Origin of the sequence: Marinifilum breve, assembly GCF_003202155.1 — a bacterium.
Lineage (GTDB): Bacteria > Bacteroidota > Bacteroidia > Bacteroidales > Marinifilaceae > Marinifilum > Marinifilum breve.
The window spans coordinates 764,386-790,055 of the sequence record NZ_QFLI01000002.1; the positions used below are offsets into that span (position 1 = coordinate 764,386).

Here is a 25,670-nt window from a genome sequence, read left to right on the forward strand (position 1 = left end):
TTAAGTCGATAACATGCCCCTGTAAAGGTAGTTACACGATCTATGTAAACGTAGTCGCTTTTATACTGAAAATTTTAAAGCAATTTCATTAGATCAGAACTTTGAATTACCATTGCAAACTCCTCATGCAAACTGGCCAATGCCGTATCATGAATCAGCTGAGCAGGATATTTCTCTCCATTCACTCCTATTTTATCGAAGGTGGCAACAGCATCTTCGATTAAATAGGTTTCGAAGCCAAAGTTCCCCGCCATTCTGGTTGTGGTAGAAATACAATGATCAGTGGTTAATCCAACAATCACCAGTTTAGTGACCCCCTTTTCCTCGAGTTGCTTTTTTAAATCAGTGCCAATAAATGCAGAATTTACATTCTTCTGAATTACAGGCTCATCTTTCATTGGTTTGACCAGATCAATAAATTCATTTCCTGTATTATTATGTTCCAAAGGTGAACCTTTTGTAGTAGAACAATGCTGAATATGATACAAAGGCAATCCTTTATCTCTCCAAGCTTTTAGAACTTTTGAGGCATTCAACTCCGCTTCCGGATTGTTTCTTCCTCCACCCCAATACTCAATATCTTCAAATCCTTTTTGAAGATCGATTAATAGCAATGTTGTTTTATGGTCTATTTTCATGTTCTAAATATATTTAGCCTAAATATCGTAAGATTCTTCGAAAACAGCCAATTCATGTTTACAGGCTTGAACAAAAGCTTCTTTCACTTGCTCTTTATATTCAGACTCAATAGAATTGCACTCGACTATTTCGATAAATTTTTGAGTGTAACATTGGTACTCATCACCCGCATAGGTATCGATAAATTTCTGGTACGGATTATTGCTAACATTCTTTTGAATAATGGTATCAGCAACAGCGCCATAAATCCAAAAACAAGGCAATAATGCAGCATAAGCTACCTCCAGAGGTGAGTTTTTTGCATGATTCAGCAAGAAGGTGGAATAATCGGCGAAAGCCTTAGATTGAACTCTTGCCTCTTGTAAGTTAAAGTGCCGTAGATATTCATCTCTCAACACAAACTCAACTTCTAAACCATCCATTTCCAGACTTTTAAAAAAGTCTTTATCCTCATCATTTTTACTCCTTACAGCTACTCTTCCAAGTGCTTCAGCATCCATTTTTAAATAAAGGATATCCTGAGTCAGGTAATGAGAGAAACTCTCCTTGCTTAATGTACCTGCCGCCAGTCCGGTAACAAAGCGACAGGAAATTAATTCTTGATATACTGGGAAAGCAGCTTCCCAAAGTTCTTTTGTAAAAGTGCCTACTGCTTGCATGTTTCCAAAAGCTGGTAAAAATGATTTACAGGACCGTGTCCTTCTCCTATCTTGTAATCTGCTCCGGCAAGTATGGCATTATTGATGTAATCTTTGGCCTTTTTAGCAGATTCCTGAAGATTGTATCCTTGCGATAGGAAAGCAGCAAATGCCGATGACATGGTGCATCCTGTGCCATGAGTATTTTTCGTTGTCAATCGATTCGACGTCATCTCCACACTCTCCTGCTTTTCAAAATCGTAAAACACATCAATCAACTCATCTTCATTCAAATGCCCTGCCTTCAACAAAACCGAAACCTTATAGTGATTCGCCAACTCAGCTGCACATTCAAACACATCTTCCTGTGTTGGGATTTGTCTGCCCAATAGAATTTCTGCTTCAGGAATATTAGGAGTAATTACCTTCACCATTGGTATCAACACCTCTTTTAGTGTTGTAATGGCCTCGTCCAACAACAACTTATCTCCTGAGGTTGCCACCATTACTGGGTCGAGAACCACATTTTTGATTTGATATTTATTCAAAGCATCCGCCACCACATGAATGGTTTCCGATGAATGCAACATTCCAATTTTAATGGCATCAGCACCAATATCACTCAAAACCGCATCTATTTGTTCTGCTAATATCTGATTGGGAACTGCATGTACATTGCTTACTCCCACTGTATTTTGTACTGTGATTGCAGTGATAGCCGTAGCTGCATAGGAGCCACATGCCGAAATGGCTTTAATATCAGCCTGAATTCCTGCTCCACCGCCCGAATCGCTTCCTGCAATGCTTAAAACTTTATTGTATTTCATTAATCTACTTTTTTAAACTGGCCACGTTTCCTTTTTGTAAGCACTATCCCAAAACATCCACTCCATTTTAGATGCTTTAACAAAGGCATTCCACATCTGCTTTCTCTTCTCAATGGAAGTATTTACAGCCAGATGATCACAAATTTCTATAGCTTTTTCTACCGCTAGTGCAAACTCTTCGCCTCCGTAGGTATCTATCCAGTTTTGATACTGATTTTCTTGTTCCTCCTGATTTGCCAGAATATAATCACCTACTTTCTTATAGATCCAAAAGCAAGGCAAAACAGCTGCTGCAGCTTCTTCAACTGAAGCAGTAGCCAATTGTTTATGAATAAAAGAGGTGTATAGAAGACAAGAAGGTGATACACTGCTATTTTGCTTTTGATCTTTCAAATAAAACTGATGCAATGCTTGCTCAACTGCAACGGTATCACTAGCAAAGTTTAAAAATTCTTTTCTTTGTTCTGAGTCTTCCAGTTTAACAGCAATTCCTGCCAATACTTTGCCAAACTCGGCCAAATAAAGGGAATCCTGAGTCAAGTAGAAATTGAATTTTTCTCTGTCTAATTCTCCACTCATCAGTTCAATAATAAAAGGATGTTCGAGAATTTGAGTATAAATTCCTTCAATCCTTCTCCAGGCTTCTTCAGACCATTTCATGAATCAATTGCTTTAAGTGATAAACTCTTGTTAATGATTTCCTTCAATTCTTTTGCTGCATTGCAAGGGTCCTTAGCACAAACAATTGCCGAAACCACTGCAATACCATCGGCACCAGCCTTAATGATATCTGCGGTATTTGCCGAATTAATCCCACCAATAGCCACTGCTGGATGCTTGGAAAAACTCATGATTTCCTTCACGCCATCCAATTCCAAAGGTTTGGCAATATCATTCTTGGTTTGCGTAGAAAATACTGGTGATAAACCAATGTAATCTACATCCAATTGGTTTGCTTGTTTTGCTTGTTCAATATTCTCAACCGAAAGTCCGATAATCTTATTGGGTCCTAAAATCTTGCGTGCTACATCATAGGGCAAATCACTCTGACCAATGTGCAAACCTTCCGCATCCACTGCCAAAGCTATATCTAACCGATCATTAATAATTAAAGGCACTTTATATTTTTCAAGCACTTTCTTGACTGTTCTGGCCAGCTGGTAAAAATCTTTTGAGTTTGCCTCCTTTTCTCGGATTTGCACCATGCTAACACCTCCTTTTACTGCCTCTTCAACAATATCTTCAAGCGCTTTACCATTAGCTAATTCCTTATCTGTAACCAGATATAAGTTTAAATCTTCTCTGTTCATTCTACCGTACAAAATGCTTGTTCAATTTCAACTTCGCTCAACTTATACAAACAATCCAGAAAATGCATTTGCATACTTCCAGGTCCATTTGCTTTTGCACTTGCCAGTTCTCCGGTAATTCCCATTACTGTCATTCCATTAACAGCTGCTTCAAACAAATTATCGTTGGTAGCAATAAAAGCTCCCAATAAAGCAGTTGCCGTACATCCCATTCCAGTTACCTTTTCCATCATCGAATTTCCAAAAGCAACCCTTTCAACTCGATTCCCATCGGTGATATAGTCTACCTCTCCACTGATTACAACAATACACTCATGCAATTGAGCCAAATATTTGGCAGAATCAAGAGCTGATTTTGTAGATACAACACTATCAACACCCTTGGTTTTCATTTCCTGATTCACCAAGGCCATGATTTCTGAAGCATTGCCTCTGATAATTTCCGGATTGCAATTGTTGATTATTCTCGTTGCTATTTCGTTTCGGTAAGCTGTAGCTCCAGCGCCTACAGGATCGAAGACAATTGGAATTTTTCTTTCATTGGCCCTTAAGCCTGCAATAATCATCGACTCAACCCATTCTTTTGATAGGGTTCCCATATTTAACACCAAAGCAGAAGCAATTCCAACCATGTCCTTTACCTCTTCCTGGGCATGAGCCATAACCGGCGATGCCCCAATGGCAAGAAGTGCATTTGCAGTATTATTCATCACCACATAATTGGTAATATTGTGTACTAAGGGAGAATTTTTCCTGATTGCTTCCAGGTTTTCTGTAATCATTTTTGGATTCATAGCATCTAGTTTTTCACAGCACAAATCGCTACATAATCACCACAATCATATCCTTCAATTGGTTCTTCGGCCACCTGATTTGAATACAAAGGATGCTTGGTTAGTGTTTGTGCAAATTGAAGTTCCTTAAAGTTAGCATTTTTTATGATATCAATTTTCTCTGAAGTGGTTCTCCATTTGGCAACTTTTACCAGTTCTATTGGATATGGATCTCTTGGATGAACTCCTCCTAATAATTCATGATCCCAGGTACCCACTGATTTGGCTAAGTTGTAAAGAACACCATAAGAACTCTCCTTGGGCACATCAATCATTACAATTTTACCACCAGGTCGCAGTGCTTCGTAAGCTTTTTCAACAGCCTTTTGTAAATCGGTAATATAACTTGGAGTACCATTAAACAGAATTGTATCGAAATTTTCTTTACCCAATTCCATTTCTTCGGCAGTGGTAATTTCAACATTTAAACCTCGTTCTTTGGCAATAGCTGCCATTCCTTCCGATGGTTCAATACCATTCTTAATGCTAATGCCAAATTCTTTATCCAAAATGGTTTCGAACAAACCACTGCCACATCCTACCGAGAATACTTCTCCTGCATTTTCTAAGAAATGTGCCACCAATTTTACCTCTGAATAAAGAACATTTTCATTTTCCAAAAACCATGCATCATAATCCGATGCATATTGATTAAATTTTGATCCCATTTTATGCTTTTGTTTTAAGTATTTTGCACAACAGCAGGGAACAAAAAAAACCGCTCCACGAAAGTGAAACGGTTGTATCTATATGGTAATAATTTATATCAGACAAATCGTTTCCCTACGCTACTATTATGCAGATCAGGTAAAAGGGTAAAATCTCAGCCTGAATAAATGATTCAAGCACCCCTAACGTTCCGACAAAGGTAAAATTATTTCATGAAATCTCTTGTATTTGTATGATAACCCGGAAGAAAATATTTGGCTGGATCCTGAGCTATTCGTTCGTGATATCGAACATTTTCATAAATTGCTTCCGTAAGATGTAATGCAACTCCTAAAACTTCCTGTCCAACAGTAAATGATTCTTTCTTGTAATTTAAATTTCCCAAATTTGGCCTCTTAAACTCCATATAATCCTCTAATACTATCACTTCCTTTTCTACTTCAAAATTAAAAGGAGCTTTCTGTTCCTTGTATTCTTGCCATTTGCTCAGGTATTCATCTTCATTTGTTGATTGCGCAGATATGGATAAAGCAACCAACAAAAAAACTAATAACGCAATTATTGACTTCATAACATTGTGATTTGATTATGATATAAATTTAAGCTTATCATTTCTAAAAAACAAGTGAATGGCTTAATGAGTCCAATCCAGAAGAATTGCCTTACCATCAACTTGTTTCTCTATTGCTTTTTTCATTGTTTCGAAGTGTGGACAAGGATATCCAATTGGATTTCCTCTCTTAATACATGAAGCCATGGCTATAATTTCTGCTCCTCTTTCTATCATCATTTTTGCTCTTGTAACAGCTTTTTTTCCCGGGCAGCCTCCACAAGTAACAAAGCCTGTAATTTCACAAGGTCCATATTCCTTAAATGCTAATTTCCCAGAGCTAGCCACCTTAAAATCTGCACTACCAGGACACATGTCCTCGGTTTGCTGGCAACGTATTATTCCTACTTTCTTCATCAACTTATAATTACACATAAATTAAAACACAATAATAAAATATTGTTCTCTTATCATCAAACGATTTCTATTGAAATCAATTCACCCATATAAAAATCCTTTGTTTTAGATTAACTTTGGAGCTTCAATTATTAGATTATGCGTACAATACAAGATATATTGGCTACTTATGCCAATCGAATTCTATCAAAAAAAATATTGCCAGCCCGTAAAGCCAGCTTCTCATCCATTCCTGATGAAATGAATCAGGAATTGAAAGATTGCATTCAGCAAATGGGCTACAAACAGTTATACTCTCATCAGGCAGAAATGTACCAAAGAGCCATGCAAGGGAAATCGGTAGTGATTACTACGGGAACAGCCAGTGGAAAATCTTTGTCTTTTTACCTTCCGGTGATTGAAAGAATACTGGAAAATCCTAGCCGAAGAGCTCTTTTTATCTACCCTACCAAGGCCTTAACCAAGGATCAACTTCGCAATATTGTTGAGTTTGTTGAGTATTTCGGTAAACATCGCATACAGGCCGGCATTTACGATGGAGATACGCCTGCCAACGAACGCTCAAGAATTCGTGAGGAAGCAAATATCATCCTTACCAATCCTGATATGATTAACGCCACTTTTCTGCCGAATCACAACCGCTATGGTTTCCCTCATTTGTTTGCCAATCTCGATTTCATTGTAATTGATGAATTGCATGCTTATCGCGGAGCATTTGGCTCTCATGTTTCGAATGTAATGCGTCGATTGCTTCGAATTTGCAATTACCATGGCATCACTCCCAAGTTTTTATGCAGTTCGGCTACCATTGCCAATCCTGCTGAACTGGCTGAGAACATTTGTCATCAGCCTTTCGAATTGATTGAGAAAGATGGATCGCCAACACCTGAGAAAGAAATTCTTTTTTGGCAGCCCGAATACATAAAAGAGGCACAAAGAAAAAGATCGGTAACCGAAGAGTTGAAAGGTCTACTGCCAGATTTAATCGAGAATTGTACCCGCGTAATTACCTTTTGTATGTCGCGTCGAGAAACCGAAGTGGTCACCAAAGAGTGTCGCGATATTTTGGCACAAGATCCATTAAAACTAGCACCCGATTTTTCGGATAAAATATCGGCTTACCGTGGTGGATATACTCCTTTGGAAAGAGCCAAAATTGAAAAGGATTTGGTAGAAGGCAGTATTTACGGCGTTGTATCGACTTCGGCCTTGGAGTTGGGTATCGACATTGGTGCTTTGGACATGGTGGTAATGGGTGGATTTCCCGGAACACGAGCAAGTTTTTGGCAACAGCTGGGGCGTGCAGGTAGAAAGGGCAACAAAGCCTATGCGGTTCTGATGCTGAAAGAAAAACCTATGGATCAGTACGTGGGAATGAATCCGAATTGGTTGTTGCAATCGGAATCGGAAAATGCAGTAATCGATAAAAACAATTTATACATACAGCTGGCACACATTCGCGCGGCTTCGGCCGAATTGCCTCTTAATATCGATGACATTGCTACATTCCCTGATTTGGGAGAGATTATCCCTTTATTACAAAAAGAGGGTGAAATTAGCGAGCACAATGCGCAGTATCAGTGGAGCGGACAGGTATCTCCTGCTCACGAAATCAGCTTGAGAAACATTACCAGCGACACCATTAAAGTGGTTGATCGTGAAAAAGAAAAAACAATCACTACCGTTGATCTGGTACAGGCGAAAAAGGAATTTTACCCCGGAGCCATTTACCTACACGATAGCATACAATACAAGAGTCTTGATTTGGATTTGGAAAGCAAAACTGCCTGGGTGAAAGAGGTAGGTTCGAATTACTATACCGAACCTCACAAACCGGGAACCATAGACATTTTAATGGAACATGACCAAAGTGAGAAGCACCGAATTTATTCCTGCTTTGGTGACGTTCGAGTAAGTGTTTTGGTATCGGGCTATAAAATGATTCAGTTCAACACGCATCAAAACTTGGGCTATGAGGGACTTTCGCAGATTTTACAAACCCAAATGGAAACCGAAGCTTGTTGGATTCAAATTCCTGATAATGTGGTAAAAGTATTTGTTGCAACAGGTAAAGCACCAAGTTTGGAGCCTCAAAAACCATTGGAAGAGGACAAAAGCATTCCTCGATTTGATTATACCGAAGGATTGGTGCATTGCCTAAATGCCGCAGCAGCCATGCGAGTTATGGCTACCCATTCCGATTTGGGTGGTACGATCTTTGGCTTTGCACATCCTAAATCGCACAAACACAAGCATGCCATTATTTTATACGATGAGTATCCTGGTGGATTGGGATTTTCTGAAAAAGCATTCGAATATATCGATGAAATCATCAAAAGTGCTGGCCAACTGGTTAAGAACTGTTCTTGCCAGGATGGATGCCCGGCTTGTGTTGGAGATCATCGTATTAACAAGCATTTAATTCTGTGGGCACTGCGCTCTTTTTATAAGGAAGTTGATTTACCAAAAGACATTAAGGTTGAAGGTTTAACAAACTACACAAATGCTCCAATCCCAAAAATTGACTGGAACAATTTGAAAGAAAACTGGCAAGTCGTTTTAAGTCGATTTGAAAAAGAAAATTTATTTGGTTCTCGATTCTTAAAACAAAGCAGTGCATTGGAAACCAAAGGCTCTCAATTGATTCTATACTATGCTGACAGCAGCTTAAAATTGGCTCAAAAACCCGAAGTAATAGAAGGAATCAAATCCGAGTTATCGAAAGTAATTCTTTTACCGGAACATTTTGAATTGCATCTACGCCCCGACAATGGAGAAGCAAATCTAAAAAATCAGCTGAAGCTGCAACGCATGATGAGCAATGGCAAAGGCTATTTGAACAATTAAAGAGGTAATTCGAGTGAAAGTTTTGATGATTTTATTAAAGCTTTGGTAATTTTATCAAAGCTTTCAAAAATTTACTAAAGCTTTGATGATTTTATCAAAACCTTTCAAGAATTTATTAAAGCTTTGGTGATTTTACCAAAACCTTTCAAGAATTTATTAAAGCTTTGGTGATTTTACCAAAACCTTTCAAGAATTTATTAAAGCTTTGGTGATTTTACCAAAACCTTTCAAGAATTTACTAAAGCTTTGATGATTTTATCAAAGATCAAGATATTCATTAGTATGTTGTTATAACCATCACTTACAAACATTTAAGATTGAGCTTAAAACACCTACATAGAAAACTTAGGAACACTGACTTACCAAGTGAAGAATTCGATCCGATTTCGGCATTCGAATCTTTCGAAAGCCCAGTAATAAGTAATATTATTCCTCCGGATCGATACACTGAACCGAAGGAGGATTACAGCGATATTATCACGAAAGTGGAAGCGAAAAAGCCACAATTGGCTTCTGCTTTAAAAAAACTCAATTTGTATCAGCAACAAGCTGTATTTTCTGAGGATCAGAAATTATTGCTCTCGGCAATGGTAGGAAGTGGAAAAACCACAGTGCTGACTCACAAGGTTCTCTATCTGCACTTTATAAAAGGGATTCCTCTATCGCAAATGGCTGTGCTGACTTTTACCAATAAGGCTGCACGCGAAATCAAAGAGAGGATACTGTCTTTTTACGAAAATTCAACACCACCCAATAGCGATGAACTGAGGTACTTTGGCACTTTTCATTCGGTTGCTCGCCAATTGATAAAGGAACATCCCAAATTGCAGGAATTGGGCTTTACTCCTGATTTTTCCATTATGGATCAGGAGGCAAAAGAAGATTTCTTGCAACGCTTGATTGTGAGTCACGAGCTGGATGTAAAATATCGCAACAAGCTGGACAAGCGCTTAAAATTGTACCGAAACGAAAAGCAAATCATCTACGGGAATATGAAAAATCCGGATGATTTGGTGCAGCTTTTAAATATTTCGCGCAAGGAGAAACAAGCCAATAACCTAATGGATTTTGATGATTTGATATCGGTGATCAACTGGCAGTTAAAACTGAAAAAGACATTTATTCCTGAATGGATTGTTGTGGATGAGTTTCAGGATTGCAACCAGGAACAAATTGAACTGATTCAAAACTTAAGCGATGATCGAAGTCATTTCTTTGCCGTTGGCGATCCCAACCAAAGTATTTATGCATGGCGAGGAAGTACGAATGTGATTTTCCAAAATTACATCGAAGATCAATCCTTTGTAATTATGCGATTGCCTTTGAATTACAGAACATCAGGACAGTTGCTTAATGCCGCTTCTTGTCTTTTGCAACAGGATAATGACGCTTTGCAAGCCACTCGCGACCAAGGAAAAAAACTGATTATCAGAAACCATTTCGATGATCACCAGGAAGCCTATTACTATGTGCAAAAATTTAAAGAGGTACACCAGCATGGAACGCCCCGGACGGAAATTGCCGTTTTGTTTCGTACCCGACAGCAAATTGCCATATTCGAATCGATATTTCAATTGGAAGGCATCCCTTGCGAAGTGGTGAGCAAAACCAAATTGCGAGAACAAGCTGCCCTTTTCTGGTTGCAGAATATTCTCCTTTCCGGATTACATCCCAACGATATGGATAGCATTCTGCGTGTGTTTACATCTACCGATTTTGGCTGCTTAAAAGCTGGAAAGAGACTGCTATCAACATTCAGCAAGTTTATCGAAGGAAAAGAGTTTGCCTCAAAGCTGGAAGCTTTTTCTTGCTTTTTATCAGAGAAATATAAAAAACATGCAGAATACATTGATCTTTGCCAACGCCTGATGGGATTGGCTGATTATTTACGATCTCGAAAAAGGGATGTAAACCTGTATCAATACTTGTCTCTTGATTTCTTTTTGAAACCAACATCCATTAACTATAAGGATGATGTTGCAGATATTAAGAATGCCTTAAATGAATTGGATCATTATACATTGAAAAATTATTTTGGTGACTGGTTGGAAATCTATCGTGCAGCCATGAGTCAGGTTAGCTTAGAAGGGCATTTTCAAATCAATTCTGGCATTCAAACGGAAACTAAGGGCGTAAGCCTGCTAACCATTCATGCAGCAAAAGGATTGGAATTTGATCATGTATACTTAAGTGGAGCCAATAGTGGAATTATTCCTTTGGAACGCAAAAAAGCAGGATACGATCATTTGAAAGAAGAAAAGAGGCTACTGTTTGTTGCGCTTACACGAGCAAAAAATCACATGGAAATATCCTGGCATACCAAATCAAGCGCATGGAATGCACAAGATGGACCTTCCTATTTCTTGAATTCGATTCCAAGTGCTTTGCTTGAGAAAGTGGATACCGCTCCAACCAAGGATTCTGAGTTAGAAACCACTCCAAAAGTAGAATTGAATGATGATTCCAAATGGAAAGTTGGAACAAAAGTAAAACATCCAAAATATGGAACCGGCGAAATCAAATCCTGCAATGAACAGGATGTTGTTTGTGATTTTGGTAAATTTGGAGAGAAGAGTTTTGCCTCAGCTTGGGCTCCATTGGTTAAAATTTAAAAAAGAAATATGTATCAAAAAGACTATGTATTAAGAATGATTGAGATGATTGGTGAATTGATCGCTCAAATTTTAGGCTTACTGAATAAAAAGAACACAAAAAAAGCATCTCAGATTCTTGAAAATGCATATCGCGATTTTTTGAAAGAAGATGCTTCATTCTTTAGGGGCTTGCCAAAAGAAAAACTTACCAATAGATTATTGCAGGAGCACAACTATACAGATGAACACCTACAAGTATTAGCAGAATTATTTTATGCTGAAGCCGAAATTCAAAACGCAAAAGAACAAAAAGCACTAGCAATCGAATATTACGAGAAATCTTTAATTCTATTTCGTTTTGTAGTCAAAAATTCAAGTAATTTTTCCATCAGATTGGAACAGAAAATTAATTCACTTGAAAAGAAGCTGAATCATTCATTGTAAGCATTTCGATAGGATTGATAATAAATTTCCTCAAGAGGGTCAATTCGAATGGAGTTATCTTTCTTTTCAAATTCCATTTGTTGGTACTTATTATAGAATTGATTCCTAAGATCGTCATCAACGAGTTGATATTCCAGGTAGGTTTTTGATTTGTAATAATGAATAACTGGGACCAATTCTTTAATCGAGTCATTTTTAACATGAAGTATCCCGTAATACTTTGATATTGAATCTTCCTGCACACTAAAATCAATCAAACTAAAAACATCATTGGCAATATTAAGCTTTTTATAGCCAGCAACTTGCCTGGTTTCAAAATGCTTTTCCATATGGTAAATAGTCCGATCGGATTTGTAAAAAGCTCTAACCCTATGCTTTGCTGGTCGCAATTTTGAAACTTCCAGAGATATCAGATTTCCAACCTTTTGTTTTGATTGCGCTCCTTTTAAAGTATAGTATCCATCATACCAATTATTATCAACCTGATAAAAATATCTTACCGTTTGTTTCCAATTCACTTGTCCGCCAAAAGAAACGGTGTGAATGTTTGTATCATAGATTAATGCATCTTGTTTATATGTTTTACCCCAAAAGATGATCGGCAACTTAAAACCATTCCATGCATAAAAAGCAAAAAAAGAAAGAAATACAATTCCAAAAGCCCATGGGTTAATTTTATTCATACGATTAAATATTAAAATGCACTTAAACTATAATCCAAACAATATATTAAATGAAGTTAAATATAATATTTTTTCGTGATTATCACACAAATATGACAAATTTCATGTTCTAAAAGACCTAATTTAATTGGTGTTTCATTTAGGAAACTGCTACATTTGTTGTTAACCAACTTGAACCTTTACAATGAGTTTTTTTCATAAGAGAACAAAAGCAGATACTGCTTTAAAATATTTTCATAAACCTCCGGGGTATTACAATTGCGCCCAAGCAATTTTTAAAGCTTTTCAGGAGGAATACCAAATCACAAACGATCAGATTGTGGAATTGGCCAAATATGGCAATGGCAAAGCACCTAATGGATACTGTGGCGCTTACTTTGCGGCTTTGGAACTAATTAAAGACAAACCTGATTTGAAAGATGAATTCACCAAGAGATTTCAAGAAAAATCAGATCATTTAACTTGTTTCGATATCAGGTTTAATTACAGCATGTCATGTAAAAACCTGGTAAAGCTGGCTGCCAATCTTCTGAACGAAATTGACTCAGAAAAAAAGGATTCAGAATGAAACCCATTCAGGTAAGCGCAGCAATTATCCGAAAAGGAGATTTTATTTTAGTCGCACAAAGAAATCATCACGATGATTTAGGATTAAAATGGGAGTTCCCTGGTGGTAAAATCGAAGCAAACGAAACTGATGAAGAATGCATGGTTCGAGAACTGCATGAAGAATTCGGCATTCAATCAAAAGTAACAGGATTTCTGGGAGAAAGCACTCACAATTATGGCAGTAAAATCGTTTGCCTAAAAGCATTTTTTGTTGAACATGTATCAGGTGAATTTCAAAAGAGAGTACACCAAAATATCAAGTGGGTACATGTCAACGAATTAAAAGACATGGATTGGGCTCCTGCCGATATCAAGTTGGTCGATTTGCTCCTAGAATATCTTCAATCAAGCAATTGATTTACCGAATCACGCAAAAAATCCCTGGTATGGTAATCTTCATCAACGATTTCACCATTCCACACAACAATATCAAGATCAATTACTCTCGGACCAAATTTAGGCAAGCTCCTATCCCTTCCCATTCTATCTTCAAGTCGCTTTAAATAATTTCGAAACTCATCAATATCATGCTGTGTTTCAACCTTAACAGCTCCATTAATAAAATCATCCTGATCCGTTATTCCTATAGGTGCAGTTTTAACCCATGATGAATGTTTTCCTACTCTATGATCCTTTGCCAGCAAACATAACATCCTTTTGATATTTTCATTGGGATTTATATTTGATCCTATTCCGATAATACACGAGTTCATATTCTTTAAATTAGATTTTCCGGTTTGCTTCAAGCTCTATGGATACTGATTCAGCAAATCGCAATGCATGAGGCTTATCAACTTCTACTTTAGCCCACTCTACATTCGGGTTTTTCATGATCAAATCCAAAACTTGTTGAGTCAAATTTTCAAGCATTTTAAATTTGCCTTCCTGTACCAAAGCAATTACTTTTTTCGTAATTACCTTGTAATTATACGAGTTGTCAACATCATCATTCTTAATGGCTTCACTAACATCCGTTTTAATACTCATGTTAATTACCACATCCTGTTTGTTTCTTAGTTCTTCAGGATTAAATCCAATGTATGTTCTAATCAGTAAATTTTTAACGCGAATAATTGCCATAATCTAATTTTATAAGAGTTGTTCTCCACCATCGCAGTACAATATCTGCCCAGTCAAGTTATCGTTTTCCAATATGTAATCTATCGATTGAAGAATTGGCTTTACTCCTCCAGGTACTTTCATCGGAGTTTTATTAGCCAAATTCTTTAAATATTCCTCTCCTTTTCCCTCTGGCGGTAATGTTGCACCAGGAGCAATTCCATTTACTCGTATATCTGGTCCGCATTCCAGAGCCATCATTTTTGTTAGATGTGCTAATCCTACCTTAGAAATGCTATAAGCGGCATGAGAATTTGAATATCCTGAAATTCGGGTATCCAAAAAATTAATAATTAAACCCTTATTGTTATTCAAAACAAAATCACGCGAAAGAATGAATGGTGCTTTTAAATTCACATCTATCTGTAAATTGAAAAGTTTCACATCTGTTTCGCGGATTACACCTGGATCAAAAACCGAAGCATTATTAACAAGTATATCCAATTGCTTAAAGTGCTTCATCACCTTATCGGTCAACTGCTCTAATTCTGACTCATTGCCCAAATCACATTGAAAAATTTTGATTTTTTGCGATGGATAAATATCAATCAATTTAGCCTGCAACTCAAGGGCTTCTTTTTTGGAAGAATTGTAGTGCAATGCAATATTATACCCCTTAGCTGCCAGATGTTCAGCCAACTCTTTTCCTATTCGTTTTATCGCTCCCGTTATTAGGACATTTTTCCTTACCATTTCAATTGATTTTATCGCTTTCCATTAAAATTAAAAAATATTCAAGCTTTTAAGAAATTTATGATAAGATAATTTAAAGATTCACAGAAAATATCATTTTATAATTCCTATTTTTGATGTTTGGATTAACGATTCTGAAATTTAATAGGTGAAAAATGATAAATATTCGCATTGAGGAGGAACTTAAAAATACATGGCCTGATCTTAAGCTAGGAGTTATTCAATGTGATGTTGAAACACAAGAGGATTGTCCCGAACTTTGGAAGGAAATAAATGAGTTCATTGAGAGAAAGGAGAAAGAATTAGATCCTGAAAAAATTAGACAATTGCCTAGTGTAAAAAGCACAAAGTTGGGATATCGCAAAATTGGAAAAGATCCAAGCAGATATAGACCCTCTGCTGAGGCACTGCTTAGAAGAGTTGCAAGTGGCAAAGGTTTATACAAAATCAATAATGTAGTAGACCTTTTAAATCTTGTCTCAATTGATAGTGGATTTTCAATTGGAGGTTACAATGCAGAAAAAATAAATGGTGATATTCAGTTAGGAATCGGAAGAAAAAATGAACCTTATAAAGGAATAGGACGTGGAGAATTAAATATTGAGTTCTTACCGATTTTCAGAGATGATTTAGGAGCCTTTGGAAGCCCTACCAGCGATTCTGTTCGTACATCAATTACCAATGAATGCTCACAATTCTTAATGATCATATTGAGTTTCCAGGGAGATTTGGAATTACAAAATGCCATAGATTTTGCAGTTTCATTACTACAAAAACATGCCAAAGGAGACAATATTGAAACTCAAATCATATAAATAGAAAAGTCCGCACATCAAATGCGGACTTTTGTTTTCAAGTCTGAGTAGTAAACTACTGTAATACAAATTTAATCACGGATGTATAAGATACTTTTACAGGTTTACCACGCTGTTTGCCTGGCGAAAACTTCGGCAAATTCTTAATTACACGAATTGCCTCTTGATCCAATGAAGGATCCACACCACGTAATATCTCAACATCATAAATGCCACCATCTTTACCCACAATAAATTTTACAAATACTCTACCGGTAATTCCATTTTCCTGAGCCAATACAGGGTATTTAAGGCTTTTGTAAATGTGTCGATAAAGTTCTGCATCTCCCTCCTTCTGAGTTTTACAAATATCTGGACGGAAAATTGGCATTTCTTCAACAATTACAAAAATTTGAGCTTCATCCAGTTCCTCTTCTTCCGCAACTACTTCTCGAATAGGCTGAATATCCACTTCCGTTTCCTGGTTGATTTCTTCCTCAACAATTTCTAATTCTTCATCTAATTCAACATCATCTTCAACAATGGTGATAACATCCGCAAGCTTGATTTTAGGAGGTAGTTTGGGCGGAGCCTTTATTTCTTCCTGTCTGGTAATCGGAACCATTTCCTCATCAACTGTAAATTCCACTTCAGAAGTAAATTGAGAAGCTTGCTTTACATTTGATTTCCATTCAAATGAAACAAAGGTTACAGCCAGAGCCACGACCAACCCAATTTCAAAGAATAGGGATTTCCGTTTTTCCAAATCAACATTTGGATTCTTTTTAGGAATCATAGCTGTTCATTTTAATGGTAACAAATTGCAATAAAAAATAGGAACATTTCTAGCATGATTCGTAGGGAGTCATGCTAGAATACTGACCTCAAGAGAGGATGAGTTCAAAGAACGTTTTGTTTATTAATAGTACGAATTTTGGCCTTTATTGTTTCGACAAAACTCATTGTTTATAATTTGATTATCAATTTATTGCAACCTAAAATTCACAAAAGCAGAATAATAAACTGGAACAGGTTTTAATCGCTGCATACCCGGCTTAAATTTTGGTAAACTTTTAAGTACCCGAATTACTTCATTGTCCAAAATTGGATCAACCGAACGAGTGATTTCTATATTAGAAATATCGCCGCTTTTGGTTACTACAAACCGAACATATACTTTACCCTGAATACATGATTCTTGTGCAACAATAGGATATCTAACAGAAGATTGTAAAGTTCTAAACAGATCCATATTACCCTGCTTGTAATTGTCATTTTTATCAGGATTAAAAACCGGCATATCTTCTACAATCGCAAACGGCGTTTCTTCAACAAGCTCTTCTGGATCTTCCGTAACCACTATTGGTACCTCATCATCAGGATTACCAAATGAATCCTCAGGTTCATAATCTATTCCCTCCTCTTCATTGTCTACCAAAAGAGGTGTAAGTAATTCAATTTTCTTAATTTTTGGTGGCTCTTCAGGTTTTTTAGCTTCTGGATAGGTAATCGGTATCAACATATCCATATCGTCCAATACCTCAAGAACAACGTCTTTAGGCTCATCAAATGGAACCTCATACTCAAAAGCAGTTAAAACCAGCATAAAACTGAATATCAAACCAAACTGCAAAAACATGATTCTTTTCTTCTCCAAATTATATTTAGCATTCTTCTTCTCTTTCATAGCTCTTAGAATTTAAGGTTCAACAATATTAAAAACAACTAACTTTTTAGTTAATAATTATAAAAAAATTATTGCAGCACAAACGAAATATACCCACTAAACCAAACACTTACAGGTTTATTTCTTTGTTTTCCAGGCTTAAACTTAGGCAGATTACTTACTACTCTAATGGCTTCCTTATCCAATGATGGATCAACAGAACGAACCACTTTAATGTTATCAATTTCACCTGTTTTGGTCACAACAAATCTTACAAATACTTTTCCTTGTATTCCATTTTCCTGAGCAACTGTAGGATAACGAGTCATTTTCTGCATGGTAATGAACAAATCACGCTGTCCCTGTTCGTAGGTTTTGTTCTTTTTAGGATTAAAAATTGGCATCTGCTCAACTTTCACAAAAGGCGTATCTTCATCAACTTCCTCATCATCTTCTTTTACCGTAACGATATCAAACTCGTCATCTTCTGATAAACTTGCATCTTCGATCTCAAGATCTTCAATTTCTTCGTCATCATCAGCCAATAAAAGTTCAGCCAACTCCATCAGTTTTACTTTTGGTTGTTCCTTGGGTTTTGGCTTCTCCTGAAAAGTAACTGGAATAATTTCATTCGTTTCTTCAAGGATTTCCATTGACAATTCCTCGGTTTCAGCGACTGGTGATTTGTACTCAAAAGCTGCTAAAACAATTAAAAAACTGAGTAAAAAACCGATTTGTAAGAACATTCCTCTTTTCTTTTCTAAATCGTAGCGGGGATTCTTTTTTACTTCCATAACATAGTATTTTGGTTAGACAATAAATTGGTTTTGGGTGTTATTCCTAAGAAATTAGTCAATAGAACTAATTTCTTAGTTAATATACGTAAAAAATTTTATTAATTCAAAGCAAAACGAATAGGAATTGTATAACTCACCTTAATTTTTATTCCTTGCTGCTCTCCAGGGATCCAATTAGGCATACTGTTTATAACACGAAGAGCCTCTTCATTTAACTCTACATTAGCTCCTTTAATAATTTTTGCATCTGAAACACTGCCATCTTTATTCACATTGAATTTCACATACACTTTCCCTACATAACCTTGCTCAACAGCCAATACTGGATATCTTAAATTTCTAGCAACCCACTTCCTTAAGCTTCCATTTCCTCCAGGGAATTCCGGCATTTTCTCAACAACAGTATATTCTTGATTGTAATTTTCTAGTTTTGCTAAATTATCAGAATGATAATCCGATGCATTTTTAATTCTCGCAAGAACTGGTTTCCTAATCACTATAGGTTGTTCTATTGCAAAATCTTTTAATTTAAAATCAATTGGTACGGTATAAGCCACATTTACCAAATTGCCTTTGTGCTTACCTGGAGTCCAATTGGGCAATCCCTTCACCACTCTCAACGCTTCCTTATCCAATTCAGGAGAAACACCTTTGTTTACATATACATTTTTAACTTCTCCTGATTTCCCTACAACAAAACTTACAAACACTTTTCCTTCCGTTTTGTCTTTCTCAGCCTGTTTAGGATATCTAATTTCATTGGCGATATACTTCTTCAGAACATTTATTCCTCCGGGATATTCAGGCATTTCATCGGCAATTCTATAAATTTGGTTCGGGCTTACTTCTTCCTTATGCTTTAATGCTGAAATGCCACTTGCAGCTGATCCTTGAATAAAGTGCAATTCATCATCATATGTAGAATATTCTCTGTCTGAAAAAGAATAGAATTGCTTTAAACCATCAGGAATGAATTCATTAAATGAAAAGTTTTGAGAAAGTTTCTCCTCTTCTTCAATCGTAAAAGCAAAGGCAGATAGTAATACCAAAACAATTGGCAGCAGCAGTAAAAGCTTCACCAATGCAATCTTTGGAGTTTTAATTTTACCCAACATCGAGATTCTTTTCTTCAATGTTGATTGACCAAAGTTGTTTGCCAATCGGAACAAATCACCTCCTGCAAATTGATTGACAATATGCATTTTGTATTCATTCGGATTAACCGAACCATTCACCACCTTGTCATCAGCTAAATATTCGTGAACTTCCTGAATAGAACTTTTATACATCCAAACAAACGGATTTATCCAAAATAAAACCGTAAGCACTTCCAATACCAGAAGATCAAATGTGTGCATCTCCTTCACATGCACTCTTTCGTGTGCTAATATGGCTGCAAATCCTGGTTTTTTATAGTCCTCACTGCTAATGAAAATTGCGTTCAAGAATGAGAATGGCGGATAATCATCCTTCATTACTACCAACTGTACTCCATTCTCACGAACTCTTTTATTCGTTCTGGTCCAAACAAACAATTGAATCAGGTTTTTGAAAAAACGAAGGGTTAGTAGTAATAATCCGATCAGGTAAATAAATCCAATATATTGATACCAATTAATATGATTATCGGCGGTAACAACAACTTCCTCCAACATATTCGCACTTAAATATTGCTGAGAAGTTAATACCATCGCATCAAGCATTGCATAATCTGATGTTACTGGATTTGATTCAAGCTGGAAAGGTATTTTAAGAGATGGGATTAGTAACGAGGCGGCCAAGGTCAGCATCAAGAACACACGGTTGATTCTGAAAAAGGTATCCCTTTTCAGAAACAACCAATACAAGGCATAAAAGAATGCCATGCAGATTGCTGATTGTAAAAAATATAAAATTACGCCTGTTACCATTCACCAATAATTTTTAAGAGCTTTGCTTTTTAATCTGCTCTTCAACCATTCTTTTAACCTCTTCCAATTCCGATAAGCTGACCTGTTCTTCTTTTGCGAAGAAGGATACCATATCGCGGTATGAATTCGAGAAATAATTTCTTACAAATCCTTTCATGAATTTGCGAGTATATTCTTTTTTGGTAATTAATGGGTGGTATCTATGACTTTTACCGAATGCTACATGTCCAACAAATCCTTTTTTCTCAAGAATTCGAACAATTGTTGAAACGGTATTGTAAGCTGGTTTTGGCTCAGGAATGCGCTCAATTACTTCCTTTACAAAGGCACTTTCAAGTTCCCAAAGGATCTGCATAACCTGTTCTTCAGCCCTAGTTAATTCTTTCATTATTATTTGTATTATTTAAAGTGGGACAATTCGTTTTTGTTTATTAAATCTAATTTTTTGACTTCAGACTTAAATATAGAACTATATATTTAGTTTTCCAATACTGATGAATAAAAATCAGTAATAAAATCAATAAAAAAGGAATAGCTTGATGTAACTATTTTTCTATTTGGAATGAATCTGCATCAAAATGCACGGGAAATTTGGCCCTAAAATCATTCAATTGGTTTAAACTTATGCTGTAATTTTGAATGTTTGTTTTATGATCTTCACATTTTGCAAGAAGTTTGCCTTTGGCATCGAACAAGGATGAATCTCCCGAGTAGGATAAATTCATACCATCTTTCCCTACCCGATTCACGCCTATCACATAACTTTGATTTTCAATAGCTCTTGCTTTTAATAGGGTATTCCACACCTCTCTTCTAGGCTTTGGCCAGTTGGCAACATACAGCAATAAATCATATTCATCAACCCCTCGGCTCCAAACCGGAAAGCGCAAATCGTAGCAAACCAATGGGCAAATTCGCCATTTGCCAATATTAAAAATCACACGCTCGTTTCCTGCTTGAAAATGCATTTGTTCCTCTCCCATTCGGAACAAGTGTCTTTTATCGTATTGAGCTAATACACCTTCTGCATTTACAACATATAACCTGTTGTAATACTCCAAATTTTCTTCAACGATAATGCTTCCTAATATTACCGCCTGAATTTGCGATGCCCATTCCTGCATCCAATTAATTGTCATCTCTGCAAATGGCGCAAGCTTGTCTTTATCCTTCATCAAAAATCCAGAAGTAAACATCTCTGGCAAGATGATTAAATCACTTTCTCTATCAATTTTTCCCAATAGTTCGGAAAAATGATTCAAATTGGCTTCCACATCACCCCAAATCAATTCGGACTGAACCAAGCTAACTTTTAACAGATCAGACATAACAAACTAGATTTACAAGCCAGTAGAAAATCTCTCAGGATGTTTTGGCTTTGAGTTTATATAATTGCTCTTAATAACTTTCATATCCTCATCAACATTGCCTGTTGGATAAAAAGGTTCTCCGCAAGTTAAGGTTTTATCCTCATAATTGATTTCCGCAAGATAAATAGGCACATTCGCTTTTAATGCGATAAAGTAAAATCCTTTCTTCCACTCTGGTCTCAAACTCCTGCTACCTTCCGGTGCAATTGATATGTACAAGGACTCCCTTTTCGAAAATTCTTCGGCCAATTGATCGGTCATATTTCCTTTTTTCGATCGATCAACCGGTATTACTCCCCATGATTTTAGAAGGTATTTTAATGGAAAAACATAAAGTTCTTTCTTCATTAAAATGGTAGTTTTCACATTGTGTGATAGAAAAGCCAACTTTCCCCAAACAAAATCCCAATTTGAGGTGTGAGGTACTGCAATAATTACAGCTTTTTTTACTTCAGGAATCTCTCCTATATATTTCCAGCCGAACATTCTCATGATCAGCCTACTGATGCTTGCTCTCATATTTTATTATTGAATCTAATGCAAAACAATCAATTCTTTATCGGTAAAACAACCTTTCTTCAAAGAAAATCTCTGAAAATAGCGCAGATTGGGCCAAGTATTCCTCTAAAAATTATTTATTTTTGCAAAATCTTACTATTCTTACAATTAAATTAAAGCTTACACACTAAAACATATTCACTTTGGCTTTTATACAAAAAGACGCTATTTTCTCTGGAAAATGGTTTTATAATTACTCACTGGTTATTGCTGGAGCATTTATTATGGCTGCTGGCTTTGTGTTTTTTATTGTCCCTCACGATTTGGTTCCAGGTAGTATTTATGGAATTGGGATTGTAATCAACAAACTGACCCAAGGTCTATTTCCTCAAGGATTATTTGGGGCATTAAATCCTGATGATTATACCGGATTCTTCTCGAGTATTCTGTATCACTTTATGGATTACTCAAACGATTTGTTTCGCAAGTTTGGAGGAGGAATTCCTGTTGGGATTGCAAGTTTGGCTATAAATATTCCTTTAAGCTTTATTGGAATAAAAGTATTAGGACCTCGATTTGGTATAAAAACCATTCTGTCTTTTGTGTTGTGTGCTTTATTTTTAGATACAATTACTGCATGGTGGGGCGTAATTCCATTGGTTGATGATGTATTGCTTTCCTGTATTTTCGGAGGTATTTTTATTGGGTTTGGCTTAGGTTTAATTCTTAAAGCCAGAGCGACATCGGCAGGTTCGGATATTTTGGCAATGATTGTTGCTAAATTCGCAAAAACACCGCTTGGCCAAACCGTTATTTATATCGATTTCCTAATCGTTTTAAGTTGTTTATACATCCAGCTAGATTGGCAAATTCCATTGTATTCGCTGGTAGTACTATTCATTATAGGTAAGGTTACCGATATTACCTTGCAAGGATCGTCATACGAAAAGGCTTTATTTATTGTATCGGATAAATATGAAGAGATCAAAAACAAGGTAATTGGTGATATGAACCGAGGCGGTACCTTTTTAAAAGGAACCGGCATGTATGATGGAAGTGAAAAAAATATGATTTTCATGGTGGTTAACCGCCGAGAATTATCGATGCTTCAGGATTACATTCACTCAATTGATCCGGATGCATTTGTAACGGTTATGGAAACCAACGAAATTCTTGGGAAAGGATTTAAATCTTTAAATGATAAACCTGCATAATTGATATGATTTCAATATAAATAATGCAGTCCCTTTTAAAATAAAAAAGCAATCCTTATTGGGATTGCTTTTTTATTTTAGCCAATATTCTTTGAATTTTGCTTGTCTGCAGCTCTTTCATTTTATTGGATAAAATATCAGAGCCCGTAATTGGGATTTCGGCATTTCCAATTTTTAAAAACATGCGAAACAATTCCCGATCTGTTTCGGGAATTTCCGATAAATCCATTCGAGATACATATAAACGTAGTTGTTCTTCCTCTTCTACACTCGTGCTTCCTGCATAATATTTGGTAAGCAATTCGTGACAAGAAAATTCCTTTAGAATACCTTTGGGGTCAACCTGTGCTCGAACTAGCTTTCGGGCTTCGGCCAACATCGACTGTACATTATTTAAGCCAAGTCCAACAATCTTGGATATTTCATCAACACTCATTCTTGACAAAGAGCGCAAACACAAGATCTCAGCTTGAATAGGAGCCAAATCTTTCAACAGCTCACAAAAACGCAATAGTACAGGATTTACCTCATCATGTTGATGAAGAACAGCTCCCGTTGCAGTTTTACTTTGTATTTTGTTTTTGGCCAAATCTCTGGCGATTTTAAAAACAGGAGTCAAATCGGAATGAGAAAGCTCTTTCCTTTTGTTCCAGCACTCTTCAAATGTTTGTTCAACAATTTGAATGGTTTGATCAGAATTCTTAAGAATACAAAATACATAGTAGTATATCTTGTTCGCATTGGAAAAGATAAACGTATTGAAGTGAGATTTGTCCATTAGTCAAGTAGTAGTTGTATCGTTTGATACCAGTTTTAAAAAGGTAAATATACTTGCGGGGCCTGTAAATGTTACAAAATGCAAGAAAAAAGCGAGTATTTAAACTCGCTTCAAATTACAATTCTTTATTTCAATGGTGAATTGGGCTCTTTAGCCATATGGTTATAGGTAAGCTTCTCTAACAGGCTTGGGAACCATTTTTTCAACCATACTGTTAGTTTACCCTCCATAAAAGTCATAATCAATTCGCGTTTGCGTTTTACAACCGCATTGGCAATTAAGCGTGCACATTCTTCGGCACTCATCATCTTGCTTTCATCACGAGGGGTTTCGCCTTGCGAAGAACCATCGGCAGTTAATGCTACATTTCTTACATTAGAAGCAGTAAAGCCAGGAGCTGCTACCAATACATGAACCCCTGTTTTTAGGTTTTCAACCCTTAAAGTATCCAGGAATCCGCGAATTGCATATTTCGATGCAGAGTATCCGGTACGAGCCGGTAAACCAATATATCCAGCAATGGAAATTACACCTACAACCGAACCTTTTGCTTTGGTAATATAAGGCATGGCATACTTTGTACAATATACCGTTCCCCAAAAGTTCACATCCATCAATTGTTTAAGTACCGACAATTCCAAATCGGCAAACATGGCTCTCATCGAAATTCCTGCATTGTTAATTAATACATCAACTCCACCGAATCTTTCAACTGTTTTATCGATTAAGTTCTTACAATCCTCCTCAATGCTAACATCGGTTTTTACCGATAACACTTCAATTCCTTTGGCAAGGATTTCCTCTTCAACCTCTTTTAACTTTTCTGTATTTCTTGCCGCAAGTACAATTTTTGATCCACGAGAAGCATATTCGAATGCCAATGCTTTTCCAATACCAGATGATGCTCCGGTAATCACTACGATTTTATCATTCATAAGGAAGATTTATTTTGCAATTTTTGTGTCCATTTGCATGAACTTAGATAATGAATCACAAAATTAGAATTATTTTTTACGGTTTTTAGATGCTTCTTCGATTTTTTGAGATTAAAAAGAAGAACAAATTTTGCCCATTTTCCCACTAAAATCGGCCATTATCATAAGCGAACAAAGCAGTTTTTAAAAGTTTGTATTTTTTTTTCAATTTCTTTTCGGTTTTATATCAAATTACGAACCAAGGATATAAATTAAATTGCGCCTGTTTCTGGGGGCAAAAACCTACAATTTCCGCAAAATTGAGTTTGCGATTTAAATTTAATCGCTCTATATTTGCATCGCTTTTGAAAACAAAGGCTACACAATGATTCCTTAGCTCAGCTGGTAGAGCACAACACTTTTAATGTTGGGGTCCTGGGTTCGAACCCCAGAGGGATCACTAAAGACAACCAAAGTCTTTCAAATAAAATCAGGATGATTCCTTAGCTCAGCTGGTAGAGCACAACACTTTTAATGTTGGGGTCCTGGGTTCGAACCCCAGAGGGATCACTTAAAAGACAACCAAAGTCTTTCATAAAAAAATCAGGATGATTCCTTAGCTCAGCTGGTAGAGCACAACACTTTTAATGTTGGGGTCCTGGGTTCGAACCCCAGAGGGATCACTAAAGACAACCAAAGTCTTTCTAATAAAATCAGGATGATTCCTTAGCTCAGCTGGTAGAGCACAACACTTTTAATGTTGGGGTCCTGGGTTCGAACCCCAGAGGGATCACTTAAAGACAACCAAAGTCTTTCAAATAAAATCAGGATGATTCCTTAGCTCAGCTGGTAGAGCA

29 protein-coding genes, 4 tRNA genes and 1 riboswitch are annotated in these 25,670 nt (G+C 36.5%); of the genes, 11 read left to right on the forward strand and 22 right to left on the reverse strand.

Translation table 11 applies throughout. The annotated features are described in order from the left end of the window. Positions 1-74: 74 nt before the first annotated feature. From DF185_RS07330 to DF185_RS07370, 9 genes are all read right to left on the reverse strand, one after another. On the reverse strand, positions 75-638 hold the full coding sequence (locus DF185_RS07330; RefSeq protein WP_110360087.1) for a cysteine hydrolase family protein: 564 nt from the start codon (positions 636-638) through the stop codon (positions 75-77). An 18-nt stretch (positions 639-656) separates the two neighbouring features. Then, positions 657-1,298, reverse strand: a complete 642-nt coding sequence (locus DF185_RS07335; RefSeq protein ID WP_110360088.1) for a TenA family protein — start codon at positions 1,296-1,298, stop codon at positions 657-659. After that, a complete protein-coding gene (thiD, locus tag DF185_RS07340; RefSeq protein WP_110360089.1) occupies positions 1,286-2,104 on the reverse strand; it encodes a bifunctional hydroxymethylpyrimidine kinase/phosphomethylpyrimidine kinase in 819 nt (272 codons plus the stop codon). Before thiD ends, DF185_RS07335 begins: the two co-directional genes overlap by 13 nt. A gap of 12 nt (positions 2,105-2,116) precedes the next feature. Next, positions 2,117-2,764, reverse strand: coding sequence for a thiaminase II (gene tenA / locus DF185_RS07345; protein ID WP_110360090.1), 648 nt, complete (start codon positions 2,762-2,764; stop codon positions 2,117-2,119). Further along, positions 2,761-3,414, reverse strand: a complete 654-nt coding sequence (gene thiE, locus DF185_RS07350) for a thiamine phosphate synthase (RefSeq protein WP_110360091.1) — start codon at positions 3,412-3,414, stop codon at positions 2,761-2,763. Before thiE ends, tenA begins: the two co-directional genes overlap by 4 nt. Then, positions 3,411-4,208, reverse strand: a complete 798-nt coding sequence (gene thiM / locus DF185_RS07355; protein ID WP_110360092.1) for a hydroxyethylthiazole kinase — start codon at positions 4,206-4,208, stop codon at positions 3,411-3,413. The genes thiE and thiM overlap by 4 nt, the downstream gene beginning before the upstream one ends. A 5-nt stretch (positions 4,209-4,213) precedes the next feature. After that, positions 4,214-4,915 (reverse strand): class I SAM-dependent DNA methyltransferase, encoded by a 702-nt coding sequence (locus tag DF185_RS07360; protein ID WP_110360093.1) that lies wholly within the window; start codon positions 4,913-4,915, stop codon positions 4,214-4,216. A 95-nt stretch (positions 4,916-5,010) separates the two neighbouring features. Then, a riboswitch (TPP riboswitch) is annotated at positions 5,011-5,110 on the reverse strand. Between the two features lie 11 nt (positions 5,111-5,121). Next, a complete protein-coding gene (locus DF185_RS07365; RefSeq protein ID WP_110360094.1) occupies positions 5,122-5,487 on the reverse strand; it encodes a hypothetical protein in 366 nt (121 codons plus the stop codon). Positions 5,488-5,550: 63 nt separating this feature from the next. Beyond that, positions 5,551-5,883 (reverse strand): CGGC domain-containing protein, encoded by a 333-nt coding sequence (locus tag DF185_RS07370; protein ID WP_110360095.1) that lies wholly within the window; start codon positions 5,881-5,883, stop codon positions 5,551-5,553. A 138-nt stretch (positions 5,884-6,021) separates the two neighbouring features. Here DF185_RS07370 and DF185_RS07375 point away from each other — a divergent pair, with 138 nt between their 5' ends. From DF185_RS07375 to DF185_RS07385, 3 genes are all read left to right on the forward strand, one after another. Next, positions 6,022-8,730 carry a DEAD/DEAH box helicase gene (locus DF185_RS07375; protein ID WP_110360096.1) on the forward strand — a complete coding sequence of 903 codons (2,709 nt, stop codon included), beginning with the start codon at positions 6,022-6,024 and terminating at the stop codon, positions 8,728-8,730. Positions 8,731-9,047: 317 nt separating this feature from the next. Beyond that, positions 9,048-11,342 carry an ATP-dependent helicase gene (locus DF185_RS07380; protein WP_110360097.1) on the forward strand — a complete coding sequence of 765 codons (2,295 nt, stop codon included), beginning with the start codon at positions 9,048-9,050 and terminating at the stop codon, positions 11,340-11,342. 9 nt (positions 11,343-11,351) lie between these two features. Next, a complete protein-coding gene (locus DF185_RS07385; RefSeq protein WP_110360098.1) occupies positions 11,352-11,768 on the forward strand; it encodes a hypothetical protein in 417 nt (138 codons plus the stop codon). Here DF185_RS07385 and DF185_RS07390 read toward each other — a convergent pair. Next, positions 11,756-12,451 (reverse strand): hypothetical protein, encoded by a 696-nt coding sequence (locus DF185_RS07390; RefSeq protein WP_110360099.1) that lies wholly within the window; start codon positions 12,449-12,451, stop codon positions 11,756-11,758. The genes DF185_RS07385 and DF185_RS07390 overlap by 13 nt on opposite strands. 184 nt (positions 12,452-12,635) lie before the next feature. On the opposite strand from DF185_RS07390, the gene DF185_RS07395 reads away from it, so the two are divergent. Continuing rightward, positions 12,636-13,019, forward strand: coding sequence for a C-GCAxxG-C-C family (seleno)protein (locus DF185_RS07395; RefSeq protein WP_110360100.1), 384 nt, complete (start codon positions 12,636-12,638; stop codon positions 13,017-13,019). Further along, on the forward strand, positions 13,016-13,417 hold the full coding sequence (gene mutT, locus DF185_RS07400) for an 8-oxo-dGTP diphosphatase MutT (protein ID WP_110360101.1): 402 nt from the start codon (positions 13,016-13,018) through the stop codon (positions 13,415-13,417). The genes DF185_RS07395 and mutT overlap by 4 nt, the downstream gene beginning before the upstream one ends. On the opposite strand, the gene folK is transcribed toward mutT, so the two are convergent. From folK to DF185_RS07415, 3 genes are read right to left on the reverse strand one after another with little or no spacing between them, the layout of a single operon-like run. Continuing rightward, positions 13,402-13,773 (reverse strand): 2-amino-4-hydroxy-6-hydroxymethyldihydropteridine diphosphokinase, encoded by a 372-nt coding sequence (gene folK, locus DF185_RS07405; protein ID WP_110360102.1) that lies wholly within the window; start codon positions 13,771-13,773, stop codon positions 13,402-13,404. The genes mutT and folK overlap by 16 nt on opposite strands. Before the next feature lie 10 nt (positions 13,774-13,783). Beyond that, positions 13,784-14,140: a dihydroneopterin triphosphate 2'-epimerase gene (gene folX, locus DF185_RS07410; RefSeq protein ID WP_110360103.1), complete on the reverse strand. Its 357-nt coding sequence runs from the start codon at positions 14,138-14,140 to the stop codon at positions 13,784-13,786. A 9-nt stretch (positions 14,141-14,149) separates the two neighbouring features. Next, complete coding sequence (locus DF185_RS07415) at positions 14,150-14,872, reverse strand: SDR family NAD(P)-dependent oxidoreductase (protein WP_110360104.1); 723 nt, start codon at positions 14,870-14,872, stop codon at positions 14,150-14,152. A 155-nt stretch (positions 14,873-15,027) separates the two neighbouring features. Between DF185_RS07415 and DF185_RS07420 the strand changes: the two genes are divergently transcribed. Then, positions 15,028-15,687 (forward strand): B3/B4 domain-containing protein, encoded by a 660-nt coding sequence (locus DF185_RS07420; protein WP_110360105.1) that lies wholly within the window; start codon positions 15,028-15,030, stop codon positions 15,685-15,687. Between the two features lie 55 nt (positions 15,688-15,742). Here the strand turns inward: DF185_RS07420 and DF185_RS07425 are convergent, their stop codons facing one another. From DF185_RS07425 to DF185_RS07455, 7 genes are all read right to left on the reverse strand, one after another. Next, positions 15,743-16,462 (reverse strand): energy transducer TonB, encoded by a 720-nt coding sequence (locus DF185_RS07425; protein WP_110360106.1) that lies wholly within the window; start codon positions 16,460-16,462, stop codon positions 15,743-15,745. Positions 16,463-16,651: 189 nt separating this feature from the next. Beyond that, complete coding sequence (locus DF185_RS07430; RefSeq protein ID WP_110360107.1) at positions 16,652-17,353, reverse strand: energy transducer TonB; 702 nt, start codon at positions 17,351-17,353, stop codon at positions 16,652-16,654. A 68-nt stretch (positions 17,354-17,421) separates the two neighbouring features. Beyond that, the gene (locus tag DF185_RS07435; protein WP_110360108.1) at positions 17,422-18,126 is read right to left on the reverse strand and encodes an energy transducer TonB; all 705 of its coding nucleotides are present in this window, start codon (positions 18,124-18,126) and stop codon (positions 17,422-17,424) included. Positions 18,127-18,227: 101 nt separating this feature from the next. After that, complete coding sequence (locus tag DF185_RS07440; protein ID WP_110360109.1) at positions 18,228-20,039, reverse strand: TonB family protein; 1,812 nt, start codon at positions 20,037-20,039, stop codon at positions 18,228-18,230. A gap of 13 nt (positions 20,040-20,052) precedes the next feature. Then, complete coding sequence (locus tag DF185_RS07445; protein WP_054720396.1) at positions 20,053-20,427, reverse strand: BlaI/MecI/CopY family transcriptional regulator; 375 nt, start codon at positions 20,425-20,427, stop codon at positions 20,053-20,055. 157 nt (positions 20,428-20,584) lie between these two features. Continuing rightward, a complete protein-coding gene (locus DF185_RS07450; protein ID WP_110360110.1) occupies positions 20,585-21,367 on the reverse strand; it encodes an amidohydrolase in 783 nt (260 codons plus the stop codon). Between the two features lie 12 nt (positions 21,368-21,379). Then, positions 21,380-21,928, reverse strand: a complete 549-nt coding sequence (locus DF185_RS07455) for a 1-acyl-sn-glycerol-3-phosphate acyltransferase (RefSeq protein ID WP_110360111.1) — start codon at positions 21,926-21,928, stop codon at positions 21,380-21,382. A 182-nt stretch (positions 21,929-22,110) separates the two neighbouring features. Here DF185_RS07455 and DF185_RS07460 point away from each other — a divergent pair, with 182 nt between their 5' ends. Beyond that, positions 22,111-23,121 carry a YitT family protein gene (locus DF185_RS07460; RefSeq protein ID WP_110360112.1) on the forward strand — a complete coding sequence of 337 codons (1,011 nt, stop codon included), beginning with the start codon at positions 22,111-22,113 and terminating at the stop codon, positions 23,119-23,121. Between the two features lie 55 nt (positions 23,122-23,176). On the opposite strand, the gene DF185_RS07465 is transcribed toward DF185_RS07460, so the two are convergent. After that, complete coding sequence (locus DF185_RS07465; RefSeq protein ID WP_110360113.1) at positions 23,177-23,899, reverse strand: RNA polymerase sigma factor; 723 nt, start codon at positions 23,897-23,899, stop codon at positions 23,177-23,179. 125 nt (positions 23,900-24,024) lie between these two features. Next, a complete protein-coding gene (locus tag DF185_RS07470) occupies positions 24,025-24,834 on the reverse strand; it encodes an SDR family oxidoreductase (RefSeq protein ID WP_110360114.1) in 810 nt (269 codons plus the stop codon). Positions 24,835-25,200: 366 nt separating this feature from the next. Here DF185_RS07470 and DF185_RS07475 point away from each other — a divergent pair. From DF185_RS07475 to DF185_RS07490, 4 genes are all read left to right on the forward strand, one after another. Then, positions 25,201-25,273: transfer RNA gene (locus DF185_RS07475), tRNA-Lys, on the forward strand. Positions 25,274-25,310: 37 nt separating this feature from the next. Further along, positions 25,311-25,383, forward strand: a tRNA-Lys gene (locus tag DF185_RS07480). A 40-nt stretch (positions 25,384-25,423) separates the two neighbouring features. Continuing rightward, positions 25,424-25,496 (forward strand) — tRNA-Lys (locus tag DF185_RS07485). Between the two features lie 37 nt (positions 25,497-25,533). Then, positions 25,534-25,606, forward strand: a tRNA-Lys gene (locus DF185_RS07490). The last annotated feature ends 64 nt before the right edge of the window (positions 25,607-25,670 follow it).